The 21,466-nt window shown below is 62.5% G+C and carries 18 protein-coding genes; 11 read left to right on the top strand and 7 right to left on the bottom strand.

Features of this window, described 5'->3' with window-relative positions; translation table 11 throughout:
• Nucleotides 1-2: 2 nt before the first annotated feature.
• From AC5E6W_RS16110 to AC5E6W_RS16100, 3 genes are all read left to right on the top strand, one after another.
• Nucleotides 3-1,313 (top strand): amidase, encoded by a 1,311-nt coding sequence (locus AC5E6W_RS16110; protein WP_491753349.1) that lies wholly within the window; start codon nucleotides 3-5, stop codon nucleotides 1,311-1,313.
• Nucleotides 1,310-2,293 (top strand): ABC transporter substrate-binding protein, encoded by a 984-nt coding sequence (locus tag AC5E6W_RS16105; protein WP_491753348.1) that lies wholly within the window; start codon nucleotides 1,310-1,312, stop codon nucleotides 2,291-2,293. Before AC5E6W_RS16110 ends, AC5E6W_RS16105 begins: the two co-directional genes overlap by 4 nt.
• 139 nt (nucleotides 2,294-2,432) lie before the next feature.
• Nucleotides 2,433-2,639, top strand: coding sequence for a DUF2188 domain-containing protein (locus AC5E6W_RS16100; protein ID WP_491753347.1), 207 nt, complete (start codon nucleotides 2,433-2,435; stop codon nucleotides 2,637-2,639).
• Between the two features lie 96 nt (nucleotides 2,640-2,735).
• Here the strand turns inward: AC5E6W_RS16100 and AC5E6W_RS16095 are convergent, their stop codons facing one another.
• Entirely contained in the window at nucleotides 2,736-3,629 is an 894-nt protein-coding gene (locus AC5E6W_RS16095; protein WP_491753346.1) for an FRG domain-containing protein, read from the bottom strand.
• A gap of 181 nt (nucleotides 3,630-3,810) precedes the next feature.
• On the bottom strand, nucleotides 3,811-4,788 hold the full coding sequence (locus AC5E6W_RS16090) for a type I phosphomannose isomerase catalytic subunit (protein WP_491753345.1): 978 nt from the start codon (nucleotides 4,786-4,788) through the stop codon (nucleotides 3,811-3,813).
• A gap of 519 nt (nucleotides 4,789-5,307) precedes the next feature.
• Here AC5E6W_RS16090 and AC5E6W_RS16085 point away from each other — a divergent pair.
• Nucleotides 5,308-6,732 (top strand): sugar MFS transporter, encoded by a 1,425-nt coding sequence (locus tag AC5E6W_RS16085; protein WP_491753344.1) that lies wholly within the window; start codon nucleotides 5,308-5,310, stop codon nucleotides 6,730-6,732.
• A 149-nt stretch (nucleotides 6,733-6,881) separates the two neighbouring features.
• Here the strand turns inward: AC5E6W_RS16085 and AC5E6W_RS16080 are convergent, their stop codons facing one another.
• The 3 genes from AC5E6W_RS16080 to AC5E6W_RS16070 all read right to left on the bottom strand — a co-directional run bounded on the left by AC5E6W_RS16080 (nucleotide 6,882) and on the right by AC5E6W_RS16070 (nucleotide 10,864).
• On the bottom strand, nucleotides 6,882-9,809 hold the full coding sequence (locus AC5E6W_RS16080; protein WP_491753343.1) for a choice-of-anchor Z repeating domain-containing protein: 2,928 nt from the start codon (nucleotides 9,807-9,809) through the stop codon (nucleotides 6,882-6,884).
• On the bottom strand, nucleotides 9,796-10,488 hold the full coding sequence (locus tag AC5E6W_RS16075; RefSeq protein ID WP_491753342.1) for a hypothetical protein: 693 nt from the start codon (nucleotides 10,486-10,488) through the stop codon (nucleotides 9,796-9,798). The genes AC5E6W_RS16080 and AC5E6W_RS16075 overlap by 14 nt, the downstream gene beginning before the upstream one ends.
• 175 nt (nucleotides 10,489-10,663) lie before the next feature.
• A complete protein-coding gene (locus tag AC5E6W_RS16070) occupies nucleotides 10,664-10,864 on the bottom strand; it encodes an allantoinase (RefSeq protein WP_491753341.1) in 201 nt (66 codons plus the stop codon).
• Between the two features lie 109 nt (nucleotides 10,865-10,973).
• Between AC5E6W_RS16070 and trxB the strand changes: the two genes are divergently transcribed.
• The 5 genes from trxB (at nucleotide 10,974) to AC5E6W_RS16045 (ending at nucleotide 15,638) form a co-directional block, all read left to right on the top strand.
• Nucleotides 10,974-11,930 carry a thioredoxin-disulfide reductase gene (gene trxB, locus AC5E6W_RS16065; protein WP_491753340.1) on the top strand — a complete coding sequence of 319 codons (957 nt, stop codon included), beginning with the start codon at nucleotides 10,974-10,976 and terminating at the stop codon, nucleotides 11,928-11,930.
• Between the two features lie 466 nt (nucleotides 11,931-12,396).
• Complete coding sequence (locus AC5E6W_RS16060; RefSeq protein ID WP_491753339.1) at nucleotides 12,397-13,167, top strand: hypothetical protein; 771 nt, start codon at nucleotides 12,397-12,399, stop codon at nucleotides 13,165-13,167.
• Nucleotides 13,168-13,254: 87 nt separating this feature from the next.
• Complete coding sequence (locus tag AC5E6W_RS16055; protein ID WP_491753338.1) at nucleotides 13,255-14,769, top strand: S10 family peptidase; 1,515 nt, start codon at nucleotides 13,255-13,257, stop codon at nucleotides 14,767-14,769.
• A 117-nt stretch (nucleotides 14,770-14,886) separates the two neighbouring features.
• Nucleotides 14,887-15,213 (top strand): ArsR/SmtB family transcription factor, encoded by a 327-nt coding sequence (locus tag AC5E6W_RS16050; RefSeq protein WP_491753337.1) that lies wholly within the window; start codon nucleotides 14,887-14,889, stop codon nucleotides 15,211-15,213.
• Nucleotides 15,210-15,638: an SRPBCC family protein gene (locus AC5E6W_RS16045; RefSeq protein WP_491753336.1), complete on the top strand. Its 429-nt coding sequence runs from the start codon at nucleotides 15,210-15,212 to the stop codon at nucleotides 15,636-15,638. Before AC5E6W_RS16050 ends, AC5E6W_RS16045 begins: the two co-directional genes overlap by 4 nt.
• A 118-nt stretch (nucleotides 15,639-15,756) precedes the next feature.
• Here AC5E6W_RS16045 and AC5E6W_RS16040 read toward each other — a convergent pair whose 3' ends face one another.
• Nucleotides 15,757-16,152: a winged helix-turn-helix transcriptional regulator gene (locus tag AC5E6W_RS16040; RefSeq protein WP_491753335.1), complete on the bottom strand. Its 396-nt coding sequence runs from the start codon at nucleotides 16,150-16,152 to the stop codon at nucleotides 15,757-15,759.
• A 42-nt stretch (nucleotides 16,153-16,194) separates the two neighbouring features.
• Here AC5E6W_RS16040 and AC5E6W_RS16035 point away from each other — a divergent pair, with 42 nt between their 5' ends.
• The gene (locus tag AC5E6W_RS16035; protein WP_491753334.1) at nucleotides 16,195-16,866 is read left to right on the top strand and encodes an FMN-dependent NADH-azoreductase; all 672 of its coding nucleotides are present in this window, start codon (nucleotides 16,195-16,197) and stop codon (nucleotides 16,864-16,866) included.
• 20 nt (nucleotides 16,867-16,886) lie between these two features.
• Nucleotides 16,887-17,264 carry a VOC family protein gene (locus tag AC5E6W_RS16030; protein ID WP_491753333.1) on the top strand — a complete coding sequence of 126 codons (378 nt, stop codon included), beginning with the start codon at nucleotides 16,887-16,889 and terminating at the stop codon, nucleotides 17,262-17,264.
• Nucleotides 17,265-17,399: 135 nt separating this feature from the next.
• On the opposite strand, the gene AC5E6W_RS16025 is transcribed toward AC5E6W_RS16030, so the two are convergent.
• On the bottom strand, nucleotides 17,400-21,086 hold the full coding sequence (locus AC5E6W_RS16025; RefSeq protein ID WP_491753332.1) for an Rne/Rng family ribonuclease: 3,687 nt from the start codon (nucleotides 21,084-21,086) through the stop codon (nucleotides 17,400-17,402).
• Between the last annotated feature and the right edge of the window lie 380 nt (nucleotides 21,087-21,466).

Genomic DNA, 21,466 nt, shown 5'->3' with positions numbered 1-21,466 from the left:
CCATGGTCTTGAAACCCAGTCCCATCACCGCGTTGCAGGCGGCCCTTCTTGAACGACGGGTAACGCCCTTCGGTGCGCTGCGCGATTGTCTGGCCCTGGCGGACAGCAATGCGGGACAGAATGTGTACCTGGCACGGAACGAGGTGTGGTCCCAGATTGAGGCGGAGAGGCTGGATCCGGACAGGATTGCGAGGCAGCCGTTGTGGGGCGTGCCGGTGTCGCTGAAGGACTGCTTCGATCTCGCGGGGTTTACGACGTCGTGCGGATCGAAGTTCTATGAGCAGCTCCACGGGATTGCGGCGAAGGACTCCGAGGTGGCTCGGCGGCTGCGGGCCGCGGGCGCAGTGATTACGGGCAAGACGCACCTGCACATGCTGGCTTATGGCATTACGGGAGAGAACCGCGACTACGGGGATTGCCTGCAGCCGCGAGATGCTGCGCTGCTGACGGGGGGATCGTCGAGTGGATCGGCGGCGAGTGTGCAGGAGGGCTCGGCGCTGGCGGCGATTGGGACGGATACGGGTGGATCGATCCGGGTTCCGGCGGCGTTGTGCGGGATTTCAGGCTATCGGTCGTCGGCGAAGTTCAGCGAGGACCTTTGGAAGGGCGGAGCGCACCTGGCGGAGACGTTCGACACCATCGGCTGGCTGTATCGCGACCTGCGCGATGGCCCGGTGCTCGGGGATGCGCTGTTCGGGTATGGGATGGCGGATGCGCCGAAGATTGAGGGGCTGCGGATTGGGTATCCGCATGCGCACTTCCTGCGCGATACGGAGCCGCCGATCTTCCGGCTGCAGCGGATCACGGTAGGCAAACTGGCGCAGCTGGGCGCGGTGGTGGAGGAGTTCGATGCGTCGTTCTGGGAGCCGGCGATGGAGATCTTCGCGCCGATCCAGGCGCATGAGGCGGCGGTGCATCATCACGGGAACTTCAGCCAGTTCGAAGCTCCGATTGCGGAACGGCTGACGTGGGGAGCTTCGATCACGGATGACGAGATGGCGTCGTTGCGGGTGAGGCTGAATGTCTTCCGGCAGGAGATGCGCGAGCTGATGGAGCGCTTCGACTATGTGGTGCTGCCGGCGAGCCCGGTCTCGGCGCTGCGCGCGGGGGAAGACCTGAGCGCCGTGCGGGGGCAGATCCTGCGCTACACGGTGCCGATGAGCATGGCGGGTATGCCGGTGGTGACGATGCCGGGAGCGGTTGGCGGCCTGCAGGTTGTGGGGCGCATTGGCGAGGATGCCAAGCTGCTGGCGCTGACTGCGAAGCTGGGAGAGATGGCGTTGGCCGAGAGCAATGCTACGCTGCAACCATGACGCTGACGGCGAAGGTGACCGTGCTTCTCTCTTGTGCGATTGTGTTTGTCTTGATGCTGGTCTGCGGCTGCCAGCGTGAGCGGCATGATGGCCTGGTGGTGGTGAAGCTGCAGGCGGACTGGTATCCGCAGCCGGAGCATGGCGGGTTCTACACGGCGCTGAACAAGGGCTACTACAAGGCTGAGGGGCTGGACGTCGAGATTATTCCGAGCAGCCCGTATGCGAGCGGCGAGGCGATGGTGGCGCGGGGGATCTCGCAGTTTGGGATGAACTCGTCGGACCATGTGATTGAGGCGATTGCGAATGCGAATGAGCCGCTGATCGCGGTGGGCGCGACGATGCAGCATGATCCGCAGGGCATCATGGTCCACGCGGAGTCACCGGTGCATACGTGGACGGATCTTGATGGGCGGACGATTGCGGTCAGGCCGGGGTCGACGTGGTGGGAGTTCATCGTGAAGAAATTCCACCTGGAGCATGTACACGAGATACCGGCGACTTACAGCGTCGCTACGTTCCTGCATGATCCGAATTACATTCAGCAGGGGTTTGTTACGTCGGAGCCGTACTTTGCGGAGCGTGAGGGGGCGCATACGCGGATGCTGCTGAACAGCGAGGCGGGGTTCGATCCGTATCGCGTGTTCTTCACATCGCGGCAGTATGCGGCGGATCATCCGGACATTGTGGCGAAGTTTACGCGGGCGTCGATCCACGGGTGGAAGGACTACATGAACGATCCGAAGGAGACCAATGCCCTGCTGCTGAAGCTGAACCCCGCGCTGAATGCGGACTGGGAGCAGTTCAGCTGGCGGAAGCTGAAGGAAGGTAACTTCGTGACGGGCGATGCGGCGAAGGGCGAGGCGGTGGGGCAGTTCGACCCGGCGCGATGGCAGCAGATGTATGACCAGTTGCTGGCGCTGCATGTGATCAAGAAGACTATGGATGTGAAGAGCGCGTATACGACGGAGTTCAATCGGTAGTGAGGATGGAGCGGTGGTGACGCTGCGGGATCGGAAATGAGAAGCGCGCTTCTCGGGATCAATCAGACCGATTCGACTCGCGCGGCAGTACAATTTATGCTAGACGGTGTAGCGCATCCCGTAGAAAAGCGAGGATTCCATGGCTAAGAACGAACTGTTTATCGAAAGACGCGAGCAGGGAGATTATGCGGTGAGAAAACCAGGCTCGGAAAGAGCCAGTGCAGTGCTTCCGACCCAGGCTCAGGCGATTGAGCGAGCTCGTGAGATGAACCCCGATTCAGCCGTTCTAGTGGAGCGCGTCCGAGACACTAATGTTGGCGGTAGGGACAAGTGGAGGAAAGTCTAGGAACCAGAGGCGTCACCGGGGCGCTCCAAAGAGCCTCCATAACGCTCGCATCGGTCCCATTCCAGTTTTCGGTTTTTGCATAGTCGTGCCCGATGCCTAACTGCTTGGGTAGCTGTTTTTAATCCAAGCAGCAGCCTTGTCAATCTCTGGGAATAGCGTGCTTTCATTGATGCCAATATTATCGAGCGCCTCTCGAATGGAGCTTTTCACATCTTGCGGGACATTGAATGAGGTTTCTTCGATCTGGTAGGGAAAGAACATCGTCTTAGGCGGCTCAAAGCCGTAAAGGATGAAAGCGCCGGACTGCGCAAGGATTCTTCGGTTGCTCATTTTAGGGTGGACGTAATACCGCACAAATAAATCTGCGGGATTCATGATCGGCCGGAAGTATGATTTTTCGGCCCGGATGAATTGAAGAAGTCGATCTACAACGTCGTCTTGGTTGAAAAGTTCAATGGTGCGAGCTTCTGAAAGATCCTCGGTTAGCGCCTCTTTCAATTCCAGAATCTTGCCCTTCTCCTCTGCGGTCATATTGGCCAAGTTGGCAATGCAACTTACAGAATCGCTGTCATAATACTTCTCAATTTCCGGCGGAATCGCGAATGCAGTCACCGAGCCGTCGCTTGGTTTGCTATCGACAGGGCCTGGATCGGTTGCGAAGAAAAGCGCCACCATTGCATTTCGCGAAACATCCAGCAATCGAGTGGGCAGTCCAAAATGCTGCATCCGGACGAGCTTATCAAACATGGTTTCGTCCGATGCAAACTCATGAGGCTGAACTGAGATCAGCTTCCGAATTGCCCTTTTCTCATCTTTGAGAAGCTTTTTGAAGTCAGGACGAAATATCCCTGCTACGTTTTGCCAAGAGGAATTCCGCTGGCCTCGATAACATTTCAGTTGGGTAGAGCCCGAGAAGTATCGATCAAACTCTTCTATGAAGTCAGTTAGAGATCTAAGCGGGACAGATGTTTTCGTGCGTTTCTTAGACATGCGACACCTGCCAATTCGTCATAAAAAGAGTGGTGCGAAGCTGTCTGGGGCTGCTTGATGATAGATCGCAAGGACAGGGTCCGCAATGGACGAACGGGTCGCCCGCAACATTGGCGCAGACGCCGTTTGCGAGCCGGGCACCACAGAAGTACCGGGATGTCGGCTTATGGAAGTGAAGAAGCTACGGTCTTCCGATACGAATGACTTGAACTGGTTCCGTTGCGGCGACGTCGTAATGCAATGTGCCCACCGGTAGCACGACAGCGTGGCCCGGTTTGAGCTGGATCGGATTCGGGGAGCCGATGTTGAGTGTTGCTCCGTCGCCGAGGGCAACCACAATTTGGAGACCGGTGAAGCTGCCGAGCTGAACGCTAGCAGTGGCTTCGAGATCGAAGCGATCGACGAAGAAATACTGCTCGTCGATGATCCTCGTGAAGCCGTCCATGGCGACGGGCGGGACGAGGCCGGCGCGGGTGTTGTTCTTGGTCGCGGCGAGGCCTTCTTCGATGTGGAGTTCGCGAGGGCGGCCGTAGTCGAAGAGGCGGTAGGTGGTGTCGGAGTACTGCTGGGTCTCGAGGACGATGACTCCGGGCATGACGGCGTGGACGGTTCCGGCGTCGACGAAGACCATGTCGCCGGCCTGGACGGGGACCTGGTTGAGGTACTGCTCCATGGTTCCCTGCTGGATGGCGGTGCGGATGTCGTCGGTGGACATGGGCGTGGTGAGGCCGACGGCGACGGTGGCTCCGGGGTTGGCGGAGAGGATGTACCAGCACTCGGTTTTGCCGTTGGGCATGCCGAGGGCCTGGGCGCGGGCGTCGTCGGGATGGACCTGGACGCTCAGCTTTTCCTTCGGGAAGAGGACCTTGATGAGCAGCGGGAACTCGCCCTGGACGCCGCGGGCGAGCTCGGCGGGATGCTCGGCGAGCAGCTCGTCTAACGTGCGGCCCCGATGCGGGCCGGCCTCGACGGTGCAGTCAGTTGAGGTGAGCCAGGCTTCGCCGATGGCGCCGCCGGTAGCGGGCGGGAACCAGGGGCCGAGGTCGTGGGCTCCCCAGACGCGGGCGATGAAGATGGGCGCGAGGGGGATGGGGCCGAGACTGGTGGCGGACGAGGCGGCGGGCGTCGAGGACGAAGGCGTGGGATGGGTGCTGGGCATAGTGAGCTTGCCGCGGCTCGTGATGCGCCGGGATTTCAGGCTACTACGCTCCTGCCTGCTGTAGAGGAGCGAGGTGTGAGGTTGACGAGGCTGTATCGACAAATTCGAAATTCGGCGAGCCCTGTTGGGGAAAATCCCTGCAAGATGTGTCATCCCGAGCGAAGCGCCGCGAAGTCGAGGGACCTGCTGTTTGCATGTGCTGGCAAATGAAGCAGGTTTCTCCACTACGCGGGACGATGAAACTGTCCCGCTTCGGTCGAAATGACACATCTTAGGTGGGGCTGAATGTTGATACGACCTGGAGGCGAAGGTGCCACCTGGCAAGAATTTTGTGTCCCTTGCGCGCCTGTTCGCGTCTTGTCCGACATGCCCTGAGTCCGCGCAAACAAGCGATGGTCTAGCGTGGGCCAGGGGCTTGAGCTCCGAAAGGACAAAACACGGGCGGCCCGAAGAAGGTAGTCTGGAGTGGAAAATCTGCATGGTTGGGCGCGTGCCGGATGCGCTGCCCGAGGAGTCCGCTTGGCCGTACCGCTAAAGAACGTTAGTGCCCCTGGCTATCACGACGACATTGTGCGCACCGACACGCGCGCGATGAGCGTCGCTACCGCCCTCTTTTTCATGGTGGGATTTCTCACCTGCCTGAACGACATCATCATTCCGCACCTGAAGTCGATCTTCGAGCTGAACTATGCCGAGGCGATGACGGTGCAGTTCGCGTTCTTCACGTCGTACTTTGTGTTCAGTTATCCGGGCGGCATGCTGGTGGACCGGCTGGGCTACAAGAAGACGATGGTGGTGGGGCTGCTGGTGATGGCGACGGGCGCGGCGGGATTTATCCCAGCGGCGCACCTGGCGCTGTTCCCTGTCTTCCTGAGCGCGCTGATTGTGCTGGCGGCGGGCATGACGGTGGTGCAGGTGGCGGTGAACCCGTACGTGACGGTGATTGGGCCGGCGGCGACGGCCTCGAGCCGTTTGAACCTCGCGCAGGCGTTCAACTCGGTGGGCACATTCATTGCGCCGTTCTTCGGATCGCAGCTGATCCTGGCGACCGCTCCGCCGATGGCGTCGGTGGCGACGCTGCATACGATGAGCGATGTGGCGCGGCAGGCGTATCGCGCGGCGCAGGCGTCTACCGTGCAGTTTCCGTACATCGGGATTGCGCTGACGCTGGTGCTGCTGGCGCTGGCGCTGGCTGCGATCAAGCTGAAGACCACCACGGGCGTGAGCCAGTACACGCAGGACTTCCGACCGGGTGCGTTCTCCGAGGCGCTGTCGCGGCCGGATACGATCTGGCGGCATCCTTGGCTGCTGTTCGCGGCGCTGGGGATCTTCACCTACGTGGGTGCGGAGGTTTCGATCGGCAGCCTGCTAGTGAACTACATGGGCCTGCCGGATGTGGCGGGGCTGAAGGAGTCGATCGCGGCGAACTTCCTGATGTGCTACTGGGGTGGCGCGATGCTGGGCCGGTTCGTGGGCTCGGCGATCCTGCAGAAGATCAAGACGGGTATGGTGCTTGGGCCGGGAGCGATCCTTGCGGGCATCCTGGTGCTGATCAGCATGAACACTCACTTTACGTCGGGGATTATTGCGAGCTACCCGATGCACTTCCTGCACTACCACTGGACGATGGTGGTGCCGCACTCGGTGCCAATGTGGACGCTGCTGGCGGTGGGATTCTGCAACTCGATCATGTTCCCGTCGATCTTCACGCTGGGCATCCAGGACCTGGGGCCTCTGACGAGCAAGGGCTCGAGCCTGCTGATCGCGGCGATCCTGGGCGGCGCGATCATGCCGGAGATTCAGGGGCGCATCGCCGATCACATCGGGCTGCATCCTAGCTTCTTCATGCCGGTGATCTGCTATGTGTACATCGCGTGCTATGGGATTGCGTCGATTGGGCGCGCGCCGGCGCACGATGGGCTGGTTTCGGTGGAGACTGCGTAGGGGTCGAGCTGGAGTTGCAATAGGGAGGGCATGGCTGAGGCCATGCCCTTCGCCTTTCCAGCAGCAGGTTTCTCAACTCCGCAGGATGATGAAACTATCCTGCTCCGGTCGAAATGACACATCATCCAGGATTCGTATTGACGATGCGGCTAGGGCGTCTTGATCAGCGAGAGGGAGACGAAACCCTGGGTTCCGGTGATGATGGCGAGGTTGACGACCTGGGGCTGGCCTGGGACTTGGAGCGGGGTGATCTGGACGTTGCCGTTGGCGTCGGCGGCGGCGGTGGCGGTGGACTTGGCGAGCAGGGGCGCGGCGGGGCAGATGGCCGCGCCGATGCAGGGGCCTTCCCAGGCGTTGACCTGCTGATTGAGGGTGACCGAGGCTCCGGGGAGGGCGTGGCCGGAGCCGTCGGTGATGTTGATGGTGACCGGAGCGAGGGTCGAGGTTTGGGAGACGCTCTGGCCTGCGCCGGAGGCGATGGCGGGCGTCCAAAGAGAGCTGTCGACTGCGATGGCAGTCCAGGTGGCGCAGATGAGGTTCCAGGCGCAGCTTTGGAGGGTGTAGATGCCGGTTGGGGCCGAGGTCACGCTGACCGTGGCGGAGGCGTTGCCGTTGGCATCCGCGGTGGTGCTCGCTGAGGCGAGGCGCATGCCGGCGGAGGGCGTCCAGGCCATGGGAGCCGAGAGGCCAGGGCCGCTGTTCAGTGTAGCGGCGGAGGTGAGGGTCCACCTGGCAGAGGAGCCTGCGGCGAAGTAAGCCGTGGGCTGGGCGAGGGTGAGGGCGAGGGTGGGCGTGGTGTCGGCCACCGTCAGCGAGACGCTGTTGCCTCCGCTGAGCTCGGTGGCAGTGACGGTGACGCTGCCGACGGCGAGGCCGAAGAGGGTGGTGGCGGCATGGCCGTTGCTGTCGGTGGTGTAGGTGCAGGTGGTGGTGCCGCAGCCGAGCTGCGCGGAGCCCTGCGTGACGGTGAAGGTAACGGTCGCGCCGATGGCCGGCGCGGAACCACCGGAGGTGAGCGTCTGCACGGTGAAGGGCGTGGAGGCGACGGCGGTGTAGATCGCGGAGGGCGCGCTGACGGTCTGGATGAGGTCGGGTGCGTTGTTGTACCTGAGCGAGGAGAGGACCGTGGCGGAGCCGCCGGTGCCAGCGTCGTAGACTTCGACGTCTACGGGTGTGCCCTGCGTGGCGCCGCTGGCGGCGAGGGTGGGCGCGATGGCCTGGATCTGGGTCGCGGAGGTGCTGGTGACGGTGGCGATGACGCCGTTAACGAGCACGCGATTGCCGTTGACGAAGCCGGTTCCGGTGAGGGTGAGCAGGCCTCCGCCGATACCGACGACGTTGGGCGAGACGGAGTCGGCGTAGAGGATGCGGGCCTGGTAGCGGAAGTCGGGACGGCCGCCGCCGAACTGGTCTTCAACGACGAAGCGGTAGCTGGCGGTGGATGCGGCGGAGGACATCCTGACCTGCGTGACGCCGGGGGCCATGGCGTTCATGGCGAAGGGTGCGGAGGCGACTGTGGGGAGACTGCCGTCGACGGGGTCGGAGGTGTTCCAGACGCCGAGCACAGGCTGGGCCTTGTAGAGGGTGGCGGTTCCGAGTTCGTCGAGAGCCTTGGTTTCGAGGGTCCAGGTGCGGCCAGGCTGCACAGTGACGCTGAACCAGGATTGATGGCCAACGCCGCAGAGCTGGCCTAGCCACAGGCCGCTGGGATCAAAGGAGGCGGGAGCGCTCTCGGAGCCGTCGGCACCCGGAGCGCAGGTGGTGATGGTGCTGGCCTGGGGAATGTTGAAGAGGTAGCCCTGATCGGGCCACTCGGAGTAGCCAACGACGGTTGCGGAGGGGCCGGAGAGCGTGGGGACGGGACGCTGGGAATTTCCGAGCGAGTAGCTGCCGGTGTAGAGCGGATTGACGGATTCGGTGGTGAGGAAGAGGTCGGTGCCGGTGTTGATGGGGGCGCGGCCAATGACGTAATACCCTTCGCGGTAGTTATCGTTGAGGCCCGAGTTGAGCGTGGTGTCCTCGACGCCAGTGACGCGATTGCCTTCATTGGCCTGGAAGGTGAAGCCGGAGATGCCGGAAGCGGCTTGAGAGGACTCGACGCCATTGGCGCCGGCGAACCAGCGCTTCACGGTGACGTTGACGTAATCCATGCCGGCGCCGGAAGGAAAGTAAACCATGCCACTCATGAGGTCGCTTCCATCGAGGCCTGCGATCTTGCCGGTAGCGCTATCGGTGGTGCTCTGCTGGTAGAGCAGGAACAGAGAGGAGATGTCGTCGACTCGCAGCACGAAGGGGTTCTGCATGCATTGGTAGCTATAGGGGCCGCAGATGATGTCGATGGGGTGCATGACCGGCCAGAAGGATAGATCGGAGGCCGTGGGAGCAGGGCTGCCGGTGAAGACGTTGTCGTTGAGCTGCGACCAGGCCAGGCCCAGCACTCTTCCAAAGGCCCGCATGACCTGGTACTGCATCTGGGTGAGCTGTTGGGGTGTGGAACCGACGCAATGGCCGTTGAGGATCAGGACCGCGTGGAGGATCTGGCCGGTCGGGCTGAAGCTGTCGACGGTGCTGGTGACGCCGTTCTGCCGGCAAGAGGACGATCCGCTGGCTCCGGCTCCGAGGAGCTGGTCGGTGACGCTGCCATCGGTGTCGTACACGACGGCGATGGGGATGGTGAGGTAGTTGGAGGCGCTCGCGTCGGCGGGAAAGACCATCTGCGTGCCGTTGAAGTAGGCGTTGCCGCTGGAGACGTGCTCGGCGAGGGTGCCAGCCTGCGCGAGGGTGAGGCTGGAGTAGGGCACGTTCCAGACTGCGGCAGCGGCGGCGACGAGGGAGTCAGCCTGGGCGTGGGTCACGTTGGAGGCGAGGTTGCCGGGATCCGTGGCGTAGGTGAGGTTCGGGGTATAGAAGGCCATCAGGTTGCCGGGGCCGATGCCGCTGAAGGTGGTCCCGGTGATGAAGCGGGGACCGCCTGCATACAGCGCGGGGGCGAGCGCGAGGGCGGCGAGCAGGAGCGTGGCGAGGCGATGGCGGCTGGCTCGGAACTGCCTGACGCCGAGGGCGTTAGCGGGGAGCATTGGTAACCGGGACGCGGGGAGCAAGCACGCTGAAGGGCTGAGGTTGGGGCTGTTGGGGTTTGGGGATGGAAGGGACGAGGCGGTGTCTGCTGATAGGTGCGCCGGTGGTGGGGTCGGTGGAGACGATGGTGGGGATGGCTTCGACTGGCAGCGGACGGCGGACGGGCTCGGTCCAGGTGGGATCGTGCCAGCGCTGGACGACGGTGGCGGCATCGGTGAGGAGGATCGCGCTGGTGGTGCTGTCGGGGAGCGGGTCGCCAACGTTGCGGAGGAGTCGGGTGTCGAGCCGGCGAACGTCAAGGAGGGGCGTGTTCTCCGCGCCCTGCGGGATGACGGGGACCATGCCCTCGGCGCCGTCGACGGGCGAGCTGAAGCCCGAGCTGGCGGGAGTGTGCAGGAAGACCATGGCGCGCTGGCCGGGGTAGTAGCGCTGCTCGCCGTGGGGCCAGAGGCCGGCCCACTCACGAAGGATGTAAGGGTTGGGAGCGTCGCCGAGGAGGTTCTGGTCGACGCGGAAGTGCACCAGGACGACGTCTCCGGTGCGCTCGATCTGGGTAACCTGGCCGACGAAGGCGACACCGGCTCGGGAAGCCAGGTTGCGCAGTGCTACGCCGAGTGTGGTGTCAGGCGTCGGGACTTGCGCCTGTGCCGCGGGAAGCAGTAACAGGCGTAGTCCCATCACCAGAAGGAGGACGACTCGAGCTCGGGGGGATTGTCTTTGCAACATCTCTTCACAGCGCTCCCACGAACTACTTCGTCGCGGGACAGCTATGGGAGAAGGGGATTCTCAGGTTGGGACACAGATGAAATGCGGAGGCAGGCCAAAAGGGGAAGCCGGACTCGTGCGGAAGACGCTAGATCTCGGGGTAGAAGTCGAAGAAAGCGTCGACGGAGGTTTTGAGCTGGGATTCGATGCTCTCGCGGCTGCCTTCGAGGACGTGCATTGTGACCTGGGCTTCGTTGCCGTTCTTCAGCTTGACCTGCGCGGCTTCGACGGCTTCGAGCTCGTCGGCCGGCAACAGACGCATTCCATATACAAGGACCAGATTTGCCATGGTTCGATGCTACTCTCCCGAAATCAATACGCTTATGGATCAAGATGATCCGCAGCGGGCCGACGATGCGCGTCGCATCGTTTCCGGCCCGGCTACAATCGAATACGTTATGTCTGAAACGTACGAAGTGCGCGACACAGTCATCCTTGGCTCCGGCTGTGCCGGGCTTACCGCCGCGATCTACGCGGCCCGCGCGAACCTGAAGCCGCTCGTCCTGGAAGGCCATGAGCCGGGCGGGCAGCTTTCGATCACCACGCTGGTGGAGAACTTTCCGGGCTGGCCGGACGGTGTGCAGGGTCCGGAGCTGATCGAGAACATGAAGAAGCAGGCGACGCGCTTTGGCGCGGAGCTGCGGATGGCTCACCTGAGCTCGGCCGACCTGACGCGCTCGCCGTTCGAGCTGCGCATCGGCAAGGAGATCGTGCTGACGCGGTCGCTGATCATCGCTTCGGGAGCTTCGGCGCGGTGGCTGGGCTTGCCCAGCGAGCAGGCGCTGATTGGCTTCGGCGTGAGCTCTTGCGCGACATGCGATGGATTTTTCGCGAGCGGCAAAGAGATTGCGGTGATCGGCGGCGGAGACTCGGCGATGGAAGAGGCTCTGTTTCTAACGCGCTTTGCCACCAAGGTGACGATCATCAATCGCAGCGAGAACTTCCGGGCTTCGCGGATCATGCTGGAGCGCGCGATCGCGCACCCGCAGATCGAGTTCCTGCACAACACGCTGGTGGAAGAGGTTGTGGGCGTGGAGGAGAAGGAAGTGAAGGCGCTGAAGCTGATCAACCGCAAGACGGGCGAGCGGTCGGAGCTGCCGGTGAGCTTCATGTTCCTGGGGATCGGGCACGAGCCCAATGCGACGATGTTTACCGGGCAGATCGACCTGGACGCGGACGGCTACGTGAAGACCGAGCACAACGTGTTCGTGACGCGGCAGGGCGTGCAGATGCACGGTGTGTATGCCTGCGGCGATGTGCAGGACCGGCGCTATCGCCAGGCGATTACGGCTGCAGGCACGGGCTGTATGGCGGCGCTCGAGGTAGAGAAGTATCTGGAAGAGGTTGGGCGATAAGCGTTGCGGCACCGGACAGCGTGAAAACTCAGGAGGCCCATGGAAGTCCATGGGCCTCCTGGTTTTAGCGCGGAAGTGCGAGGCGCGGGCGGCGAGAGTCCCATCGCAGCCAGAGCAAAATCCTGCCGCAACCTGGGGGGACGAGCGCCGTCTAATCCTCTAACGACAGATCCGAACCATCGTCATAGGGACCGTGCCGCATTCCGGCCCCAGGAAGTTTTTTCTCTTGCTGCATTCATTCCGTACTCTTTGCATCGCACTCACGGCGCTGACCTCGTGGTCTCTTGCGCGCGCAAGCGTGACCGACACACCTGGAAGTCTCCCAAACGCACCTTCTTCGGCCCTGTATCCCGCAGCGGACGACTCCTATGCGTTGTCGTATGGGATGGCTCCCGACAGCGGTCTTCCGGCCGTCCCCGAGAGCCCGTTCGCGAGCTCTTCAGACTCAGACTCCGACCAAGACCAGATGCCCGCCCAACCCACTACGCCTCAGGCCCATCTCGACGACCATGAACATTGTGTCGCCGATCCGGGCGTAGAGGTAGACAGGAACTGCAAGCCGATCCCACTGGAGCGCTCCCAACCGCACCGTATTCTGGGCTTCATGCCGAACTTCCGCACGGTGTCGGCGGGAGCGGTGGTGCATCCTCCGGGCTGGGGCTACAACTTCCAGGTCGCCACGCGCCAGGCGTTCGACTATTCTTCGTTCCTCTTCCTCGGGTTGACCTCGATTACGGCGGAGGGTATGAACTCTCATCCGGCACTGGGCAAGGGCGCGGACGGGTTCTACGCGTACACGTGGCGCGGCTTCCTGGACAAGACGGATGGCACGTATCTTTCAGCTTGGTTCCTGCCGAGCCTGCTGCATGAGGACACGCGCTATTACCCGCTGGGTGCGGGGCATCCGATCTTTGTGCGCGCGCTGTACGTGATCAGCCGCCAGGGTGTGGCGCGGACGTATTCGGGCCGCAACACGCCGAACATTGCGGGCCTGGGCGGCAAGGTGCTGACGCAGATCATCTCGCGCGAATACTACCCGTCGAGCGCGACCAGCTTCAGCGTGCTGGCAACGAAGTTCGGATACTCCGCAATGCGCGACGTGGCGTTTTCGAGCATCCGCGAGTTCTATCCGGACATTGCGGCGCATTACATTCGCAAGCATCGCGAGAAGACGGCCGCGATGGCAGCGCGCGACGCGCAGGCGGCGGGCGTTTCTTCCTCCACACCGAAGCCGTAAAGACGACAGGCGCAAGTGCAAGAGCAAGAGAGGCGGCTTCGGCCGCCTCTTCTGCGTTTCCGGGGTAGTTGCCCTACACTATGTCGCATGACTCCGCGCACGTTTTCTCCTGCACTCCTGCTGGCTCTCATGCTGCCTGCTGTCGCGCTTTCCTGCGTGGCACAGCGCGGCGGCGCCAGTGCCCCTCCAGCTGCCGCTCCTGCCGGCGCGGCCAAGGCCGAACCCATGGCCAATCCCCTGCCTGCGGACAAGAGCGTGCCGCAGACGATCACAGTCAATGGCAAGACGATCCACTACACGGCGACCGTCGGCACGATCGCAGTGAAGAATGCTGAGGGTAAAGCGACGGGCGAGGTGGTGGTCACGTCGTACATCGTCGATGGACCCAACCGGCCGGTGATGTTCGCGTTCAACGGCGGACCAGGAGCGTCGTCGGTGTATCTGAACATGGGAGCGTTCGGACCGAAGCGGATTCACTTTGCGAACGAGGGCGACTCCGCCTCGGATCCGGCTGTGCTCCAGGACAATCCTGCAACATGGCTGGACTTTACGGACCTGGTGTTCATCGATCCCATCGGGACGGGATTCTCGAAGTCGCTGGTGGACGAGGCGGAGAGCAAGAAGCTCTTTTACGGCGCGCAGCAGGACGTCGAGTACCTCTCGCTGATCATCTACAAGTGGCTGGTGAAGAACGACCGCATGCTGGCGAAGAAGTATCTTGCGGGCGAGAGCTATGGCGGCTATCGCGGGCCTAGGATCGCGCACTATCTGCAGTCGCAGATTGGGGTGGGAGTGAACGGTGTGGTGCTGGTGAGTCCGGCGCTGCGGCCACCTGCCGGGGATGCGACGATCTCTCCGGTGAACTGGATGGTGACGCTGCCGGCGATCACCGCGGCCAACCTGGAGCGCAAGGGCCAGCTGACCGATGCGGCGATGCAGGATGTCATCAAGTACACCCAGGGGCCGTATCTCGAGGCGCTGGTGCATGGGCCGGCGAACAAGGCTGAGACGGATGCGATGATCCAGCACGTGACGGAGATGACGGGGCTCGATCCGCTGTATGTGCGCTACTCGGGCGGCCGGCTGGAGACGGGTGCTTACCTGCGCGAGGTGCATCGCGAGCAGGGAGCGATTGGATCGGTGTACGACTCCAACGTGACGTTGCCGGATCCGTTTCCTTATTCGTCGGAGGGTCAAGGTGGCGATCCGATCCTGGAGAGCATCATTGCTCCAACGACTTCGGCCGCGGTGGACTTCATCACGCACACCGTGGGCTGGCGGACCGATGATCGCTACAACGCGCTCAGCTACGAGGTGAACCGGCTGTGGCAGCGCGACACCAACGGCAATCGCGGCGAGGCTGCGGCTGATCTGCGCGAGGCGCTGGCTGCTGATCCGAAGCTCAAGGTGCTGATCGTGCACGGATGGAACGACCTCTCGTGCCCGTTCATGGGCTCGGTGCTGGTGGCGAACCAGCTTCCGGCGACGCTGGGCAAGCAGCTTGAGGTCAAGGAGTTTCCCGGCGGGCACATGTTCTACACGCGGAGTGCGAACGGAGCGGGGCTGCACTCGGCGGTGGAGGCGATGGTGGCTGCGCACTGAGTTATCACGAAGCGGATGCGCCTGCAGATCCGATGAGGTCTGCAGGCGTTTCTGTTTGCTGGCAAGGGTGGTCAAATCGGCTTGACGAAACCATAACCATACGGTTATGGTTGGCGAGTGAAGTCAACAGCGACCAATCACCTGTTCCGCGCCCTCGCGGATCCAACACGAAGGTCCATCTTCGAGGAACTGACGCGACAGGGCGAGCAGACCGTTCATGCGCTCACACAGTATGCGGGAGTGTCGCAGCCGGCGGTGTCCAAGCATTTGCTGGTGTTGAAGCGGGCAAAGCTGGTGCGGCATCGGCGCGAGGGACGCGAGACGCACTATCGTGTGCAGCCGGATGCACTTACGCCGATGGTCGACTGGCTGCGGCTGTACAGCGCGTTCTGGCAGGAAAGGTTCGACCGACTTGAATCACTATTGGAAAGGATGGAGCCATGAGTAACACCGCAGAGACTACGCAGACAGTCGTCATCGAGAGGACGTTTCCGCATGCGTCAGAGAAGGTTTGGCGCGCTCTTACGGAAAGCCCCCTCCTCGCGCAGTGGCTGATGAACAACGACTTTGAACCTGTGGTGGAGCGAAGGTTTCAGTTTCGCGCCGAGCCGGTGCCGCAGTGGGATGGAGTGATCGACTGTACCGTGCTGGTTGTTGAGCCACTGAAGCAGCTTTCGTACAGTTGGGGCTCGATGGGGCTTGAGTCCGTTGTGCTGTTCACGCTGACTCCAACGGAGGGTGGCACGCATCTCCGCATGGAGCACTCGGGCTTCCGTGCCGATCAGCAGGCAGCCTTCAAGGGAGCGACATATGGCTGGCAGAGGTTCTTCGGCAGGCTGGAAGAGGTGCTCGCTCGAGATTTAGGATAAGTGCCGAGATTGGGATGCTGTCGCCTGCAGATCTGATGAAGGTCTGCAGGCGCTTTCTTTGCTGGCCGTGGTCGACATGCTTTGGTCTCGGCGAGGAAACATGCGACCGCCGCATCGGCTACTTTGCATCGAATTCGATCCGCGATTGCTTTACGTGCTGCCAGTTCTCTTTCACCCAGTCCACCAGCCCCCACATGGGTCGAAGCAGGCTTCTGCCCAAAGGCGTGAGTTCGTACTCCACTCGTAGAGGCACCTCGGGGAATAACTCTCTGGTGAGTAATCCGTCTCTCTCCAGCGTTCGCAGGGTGAGGGTCAGCATCCTTTGCGAGATACCGGGGATCGCTCTTTCAAGCTCGGAAAACCGAGCACGCTCGCCGGGCAGCTGCGCTAACGAGAGGATCAAGAAGATACTCCATTTGTCCCCAACTTTGGTCAGCAGCTCGCGGACGGCGGCTGGGTCTTCATGACCGCAGACTGAAGCCGAATCCAGGGGATTTTTGGTGCTCTTCTTCATGCTTACCTCCATGTGCGTTGCGTAGTTGAAAGTGCCCTATTGTTGAGAATAAGCCTCCAAAATAGAATCAACGCACAAAAGGTAAGCAGCAAAGGGAGGTGCACTGTGAAGCAAATTTTGATCATCGAATCGAGCCCTCGCGGAGCCGAGTCGGCGAGCCGCAAACTGACAGAAGCGCTGCGAGAGCGGCTTGAGGCGCGATACCCAGAGGCCACGATTGTTGAGCGTGATCTTGCGACGGACAAGCTTCCCCACCTGGATGGACCAACCCTGAAAGCAATTTCCACGAAGGATCCGGCGGAGGCGGAATCGCTGAAGCAAGCGGCGTATCTTTCCGACACGCTCGTTGAGGAGTTGATGACCTCGGACCTTGTGGTGATTGCATCGCCCATGTGGAACTTCGGAATCCCATCATCCCTGAAGGCGTGGATTGATTATGTGGTACGCGCCGGCAGGACCTTCAACTATGCAGGTGCGGGGGTAGAGGGGCTGGCGAAGGGCAAGAGGGCGATCCTGGTGCTCGCATCCGGTGGCGTCTTCAGCGAGGGACCCTGGAAGGCGTGGGATACCGTTGAGCCATATCTCCGCCGGATCCTGGGCTTCATCGGAATCGACGACGTTCAAACTGTAAGGGCAGAGGGCATGAACATTCCGCAGCTTGCCAACCATGCTGTACCCAATGGTGAAAGGGCCATTGAAGCACTCGCAATCTGAAGTATCAGAAGGAGAGAACCATGCTTAGTTTCATGATTTTGACTGTCAGCGATATCGAACGTTCGCTGGCGTTCTATGAGGCAGCCCTGGCGCCTCTTGATATCAAATACTTCCTACCGTACAAGGGACAAGACGGCCATCCTGACCTGTGGGGATTTGGCGATGGGAAGCAGGCATTCTTCTGGCTGCAGCAAGGAAAGCCTGAACCGGCTGCGATTCACTGGGGTTTCAAGGCTGAGAGCAATGCGAAGGTCGATGAGTTTTATAAGGCGGCGATCGCCGCTGGCGCGAAGGACAATATCTCGCCGCGGGCTCGGCTCGAATACTATGCGGGATACTATGCCGCTGATGTGTTCGATCCGGACGGGTACTCGTTCGAGGTCGTCCATAAGAGCTGAGGCCAGGCTCGGCGGTGGGTAACAGTCACACAGCCTGGATTAATCCAAAGAGATACTCTTCTCGTACGTGAGACATGAGACAACAACGGCGGCCCGAAGGCCGCCGTCGTTGTTGTCGAGTGATGACGCTGCTGTTTAGTGGATGTCGAACTGCTCCGGGTGGAGGCTGGGATCGCTCTTGACGAGGATGGTCTTGCGGGAGAGGTCTTCCATCTCCTGCAGCCACTTGCCGCCGGTGGCCTTGAGCTGCTTGACGACGTCGGGATGGACGCGGAGCATGATGTCGGCCTTTTCGATGTGGCGATACATCTTGCGGAGCTCGATGTAGATCTCGTTGCAGACCGTGATCGGCGCCTTGGTCATGCCGGTGCCGGCGCAGATGGTGCAGGTGGTCGAGAGGGTACGCTCGAGCGACTGCTTGACGCGCTTGCGGGTGATCGCGACGAGGCCGAAATCATTGAACTGGAGAACCTTCGACGGAGCGCGATCGGACTTGAGCTCTTCCTCGAGCGCAGCCATCACCTTGTTGCGGTTCTTGCGCTCGTCCATGTCGATGAAGTCGATGATGATGATGCCGCCGAGGTCGCGGAGACGAATCTGGCGGACGATCTCGGGGATCGCGTCGAGGTTCGTCTTGACGATGGTGTCTTCGAGGCGGGCGGTCTTGCCGACGTACTTGCCGGTGTTGATGTCGATCGCGACGAGGGCTTCCGTCTGGTTGATGACGATGGAGCCGCCGGACTTGAGCCATACCTTCGAACGCAGCGCCTTGTTGATCTCCTCGGTGATGCCGAACTGCTCGAACAGCGGCGTCTCCTTGGTGTAGAGCTTGACGCGGCGGAGCAGGGCGGGCTGGAAGCGCTGCAGGAAGCGGAGCACGCGCTCGTACTCCTGTTCGGTATCTACCCAGATGGCGGAGAAGTTGTCGGTGACCTGGTCGCGCAGGATGCGCTCGACGAGGTTGAGGTCGTGATAGATGAGTGCGGGCGACTTCGAGGTATCGCTGCGACCCTTGATGTCCTTCCAGAGGTTCAGGAGGAAGCGAAGGTCGGAGCGGAGTTCCTCTTCGGTGGCGCCGGAGGCTGCCGTGCGGACGATGAAGCCGCCGGAGGCGTCGCCCTTCTCGCTGAGGAGGATCTCCTTGAGTCGGCGGCGCTCGCTGTCGGACTCGATCTTGCGCGAGACGCCGACGTGATTGACCGTGGGCATGAAAACCAGGAAGCGGCCGGGAAGAGCGATGTGCGAGGTGATGCGCGCACCCTTCTTGGCGATGGGCTCCTTGGCGATCTGGACGAGCACTTCCTGGCCGGGCTTCAGCAGGTCGCTGATAGCGGGAAGGTCCGTGGCTTGGACGGAGTGACGACGGCGATTGCCGCCTCCGCCACCGTTGTTGCTGCCACCGCCACTGGACTCGCGGCCACCACGGTTGTTGTTGCGTCCGCCGCCGCGACGGAAGCGCTTATCGCGGCCACCGCCTTCGCGGCGGGGAGCGGACTCGGAGTCGGCTGAAGTGGCTTCGGCGTCGCCGGACTCGCTGGATTCCTCACTGCCTTCGGAGGCCTCATCGAGGCCTTCGAAGTTGGAGCTTACGGCGTACTCGTCTTCCTCGGTCTCGCTGACATCGCTGCCGGAGAACTCGTCTCCGTGGGCATGAGCGGCGGCGTAGGCATCGTCGTTGGCGATCTCTTCTTCGTCGATGTCGAAGTCGTCGTCGTCCTCATCGTCTTCGTCGTCGAGGGCGGGATCTTCGGGACGGGTGATCTGGTCGATGGCCATCTCGCGGATCATGACGCCAAGGTCGGCGGCGTTCTCGAGGGTCTCCTCTTCCATGTCATCGTCCGCAGCGCTGGCGCGGAGGGGAAGGTAGTCGATGTCCTCGTCGTCGAGAAGCTCTTCCTCAAGCTCGCCGTCACCGGGCGCGAACTCGTGGGAAGCGGACTGGGCTTCCGTCTCCGCTGCGGGCACGACAACCGGGGCCTCGACCTCGTTGAGGTGGACGGCCTGGACGGCGCGCTCATGCTCGATGGGCGCGGCGGGGTGCTCGATGCCGGCGGCAGTGGCATCGGTCTCGGGGGTCTCCGAGATGAGGTCGCCGGTGGGCTGGAGGGTAGTGAAGGCATGTTCAGGAGCTGCGGGCGCTGGAGCTTCTTGGGCCGGAGCCGCGGCGACCTCGGCCGTCTCGGCTACTTCCTCTTCGTGGGTCTCTTCCGTGGGGATGAACTGGCGGAACTCACGCGGGCCGGTGGGGTCGACGCGGAACGAGGCGGCGGCATTGTCTCCGGGCTCGTACTCGTGGGTGGTCTCCTCGAGTTCGTGAGTTTCTTCGAGCTCTTGGGTCTCTTCGATCTCGAGAACCTGCTCGTGGACCTCAGCGGCGGCTTCGAGAGCGATGGGGGTGACCTCAGAGGTCTCGGCCTCAACCGGGGCGAGGTCGGTGACGGGCTCGATGACCGGATCGACGATGTCGATCTGCTCTTCGACTTCGAGACGGACTTCGGTGGCCTCGACGAGGTATTCGGGCGCGTTGTCGCCAAGCGGGAGCACGGTCTCTTCGGCCTCATGCTGCGAGGTGACGGCGGGCTGCACGGCCTCGGACGGGTCAATCGGGCGCTCGCGGCGGCCACGACGGCCATCGCGCTCGCGGCGGCGGTCGGTGCCCTCGCGGTGCGGACGATCCTCGGTCGCAGGCTCAGAGGTCTGTGGGCGCGTGGGTGCGGGAGCAGCGTCGCTGCGGCTACGGCGCGAAAGGGTCTCGCCAGGGAGGACGAAGCCGCCATCCCAGCCTGCGGCGCTTAGATCGATCTCGCTGGAGGGACGGGCGCGAACGGGAGACATCGGCGCTGCGGGAGCGGAGGTCTGCGCGGCGGCGTCGCCACCACGGTACTTGGAGAGGGACTCGCCGGGAAGGATGAAGGGCTCGGCGGCGGGACCGGAGTCGAAGCTGGCTTGCTCCGAGCTGCGGTCCTCGCGGGGACGATCTTCGCGAGGGCCACGCGGGCGGTCGTCGCGGCGGGGACGCTCTTCACGGCTGCCGCTGCGAGCTTCGGGAGCGCGGTTGTCGCCGCGATCGCGACGGCCACGGCGGTCGCGGCCGTCACGGTGCGGTCGGCCGTCGGCGGCGGGTTCGAGCTCAGCGGCGGCATCAAGGTCTTCGACGGGCTCGGAGGAGAACTCGGGAGCGATGTCGTCGGCGTCGTCGAACTGGCCGGACTCGCCACGGGGTGCGGCTGCGGCCTGTTCGCCGTTGGGCTGCTCGGCGCCTGCCTGCTCGGGACGCCCGGTACGGCCACGACGGCGGCCACGACGGCCACGCCAGCGGCGGCCACCTTCGGCACCCTCGGCATCGCCGGAGTCGGCGCCTGCCTCGGCGGGAGCGGTCTCCGGGAGATCGATGTCGTCCTGTTCGTCGCGGGGAGCTTCGGTGCGGGCTTCTTCGCCGCCCCTGGGCCGCTCGCGGTCACCGCCAGCAGCGGCCTGCTCGGGCTTGGGGCCACGGCGTGCGCCACGGTCGCGGTCACGTCCTCCACCGCCACGACGGCCACCGCCGCCCTGGCTGTCTCCACTGCCGGCTTCGAAGTCGGCGGTGTCGGCGGCCTCTTCCATGAAGTCGGTGATGTAGAGGAAGGCGTCGCGCTCCAGGCCGATGTCGACGAAAGCCGACTGCATGCCTGGGAGAACGCGGGTCACGCGCCCGTTGTAAATGGATCCAGCGAGCGTGTACTCGTTCTCGCGCTCGTAGTAGATCTCGGTGAGCTCGTCTTTTTCGACGATCGCTAGCCGCGTCTCATGCGGCGTACTGGAGATGTAAATTTCCTTCGACATCGTTCTGCTTTCTGCCGATGCGCAGTGCGCAGCGGCGGGCAGACGAGGCGAAGATCAACTCTTCAGGGAGCGTGGTATCAGCTCCGCGAAGCAGGCTCCCCGACGAGGGACAGGAGCAGAGAGGAGGACGCTGGAGCTGAGCTTGCGGGCACAGCAGGGGATGCACCGCGCGAAGAAACTCGCGAAGCGCACCTCCTTGAAGCTTTTCCGGGGAGACGGTGTCCTGGGAAAGACGATTCCAGTGTTCTGCCATGGGTTGCGGATCCACTACGTACATCCGCAATCCATCGGGCGCAAACGGAGTTTGTGACCAGCACTTCCTCGCATTGAGGGGTGGCCGTTAACCGTCCGTTTACGTTCATTCTCGAAACCTGTCCGAC

The organism is Bryocella sp. (assembly GCF_058498515.1).
The sequence above is the reverse complement of the archived record's forward strand: the minus strand, read 5'-3'. Positions and strand labels throughout refer to the sequence as shown.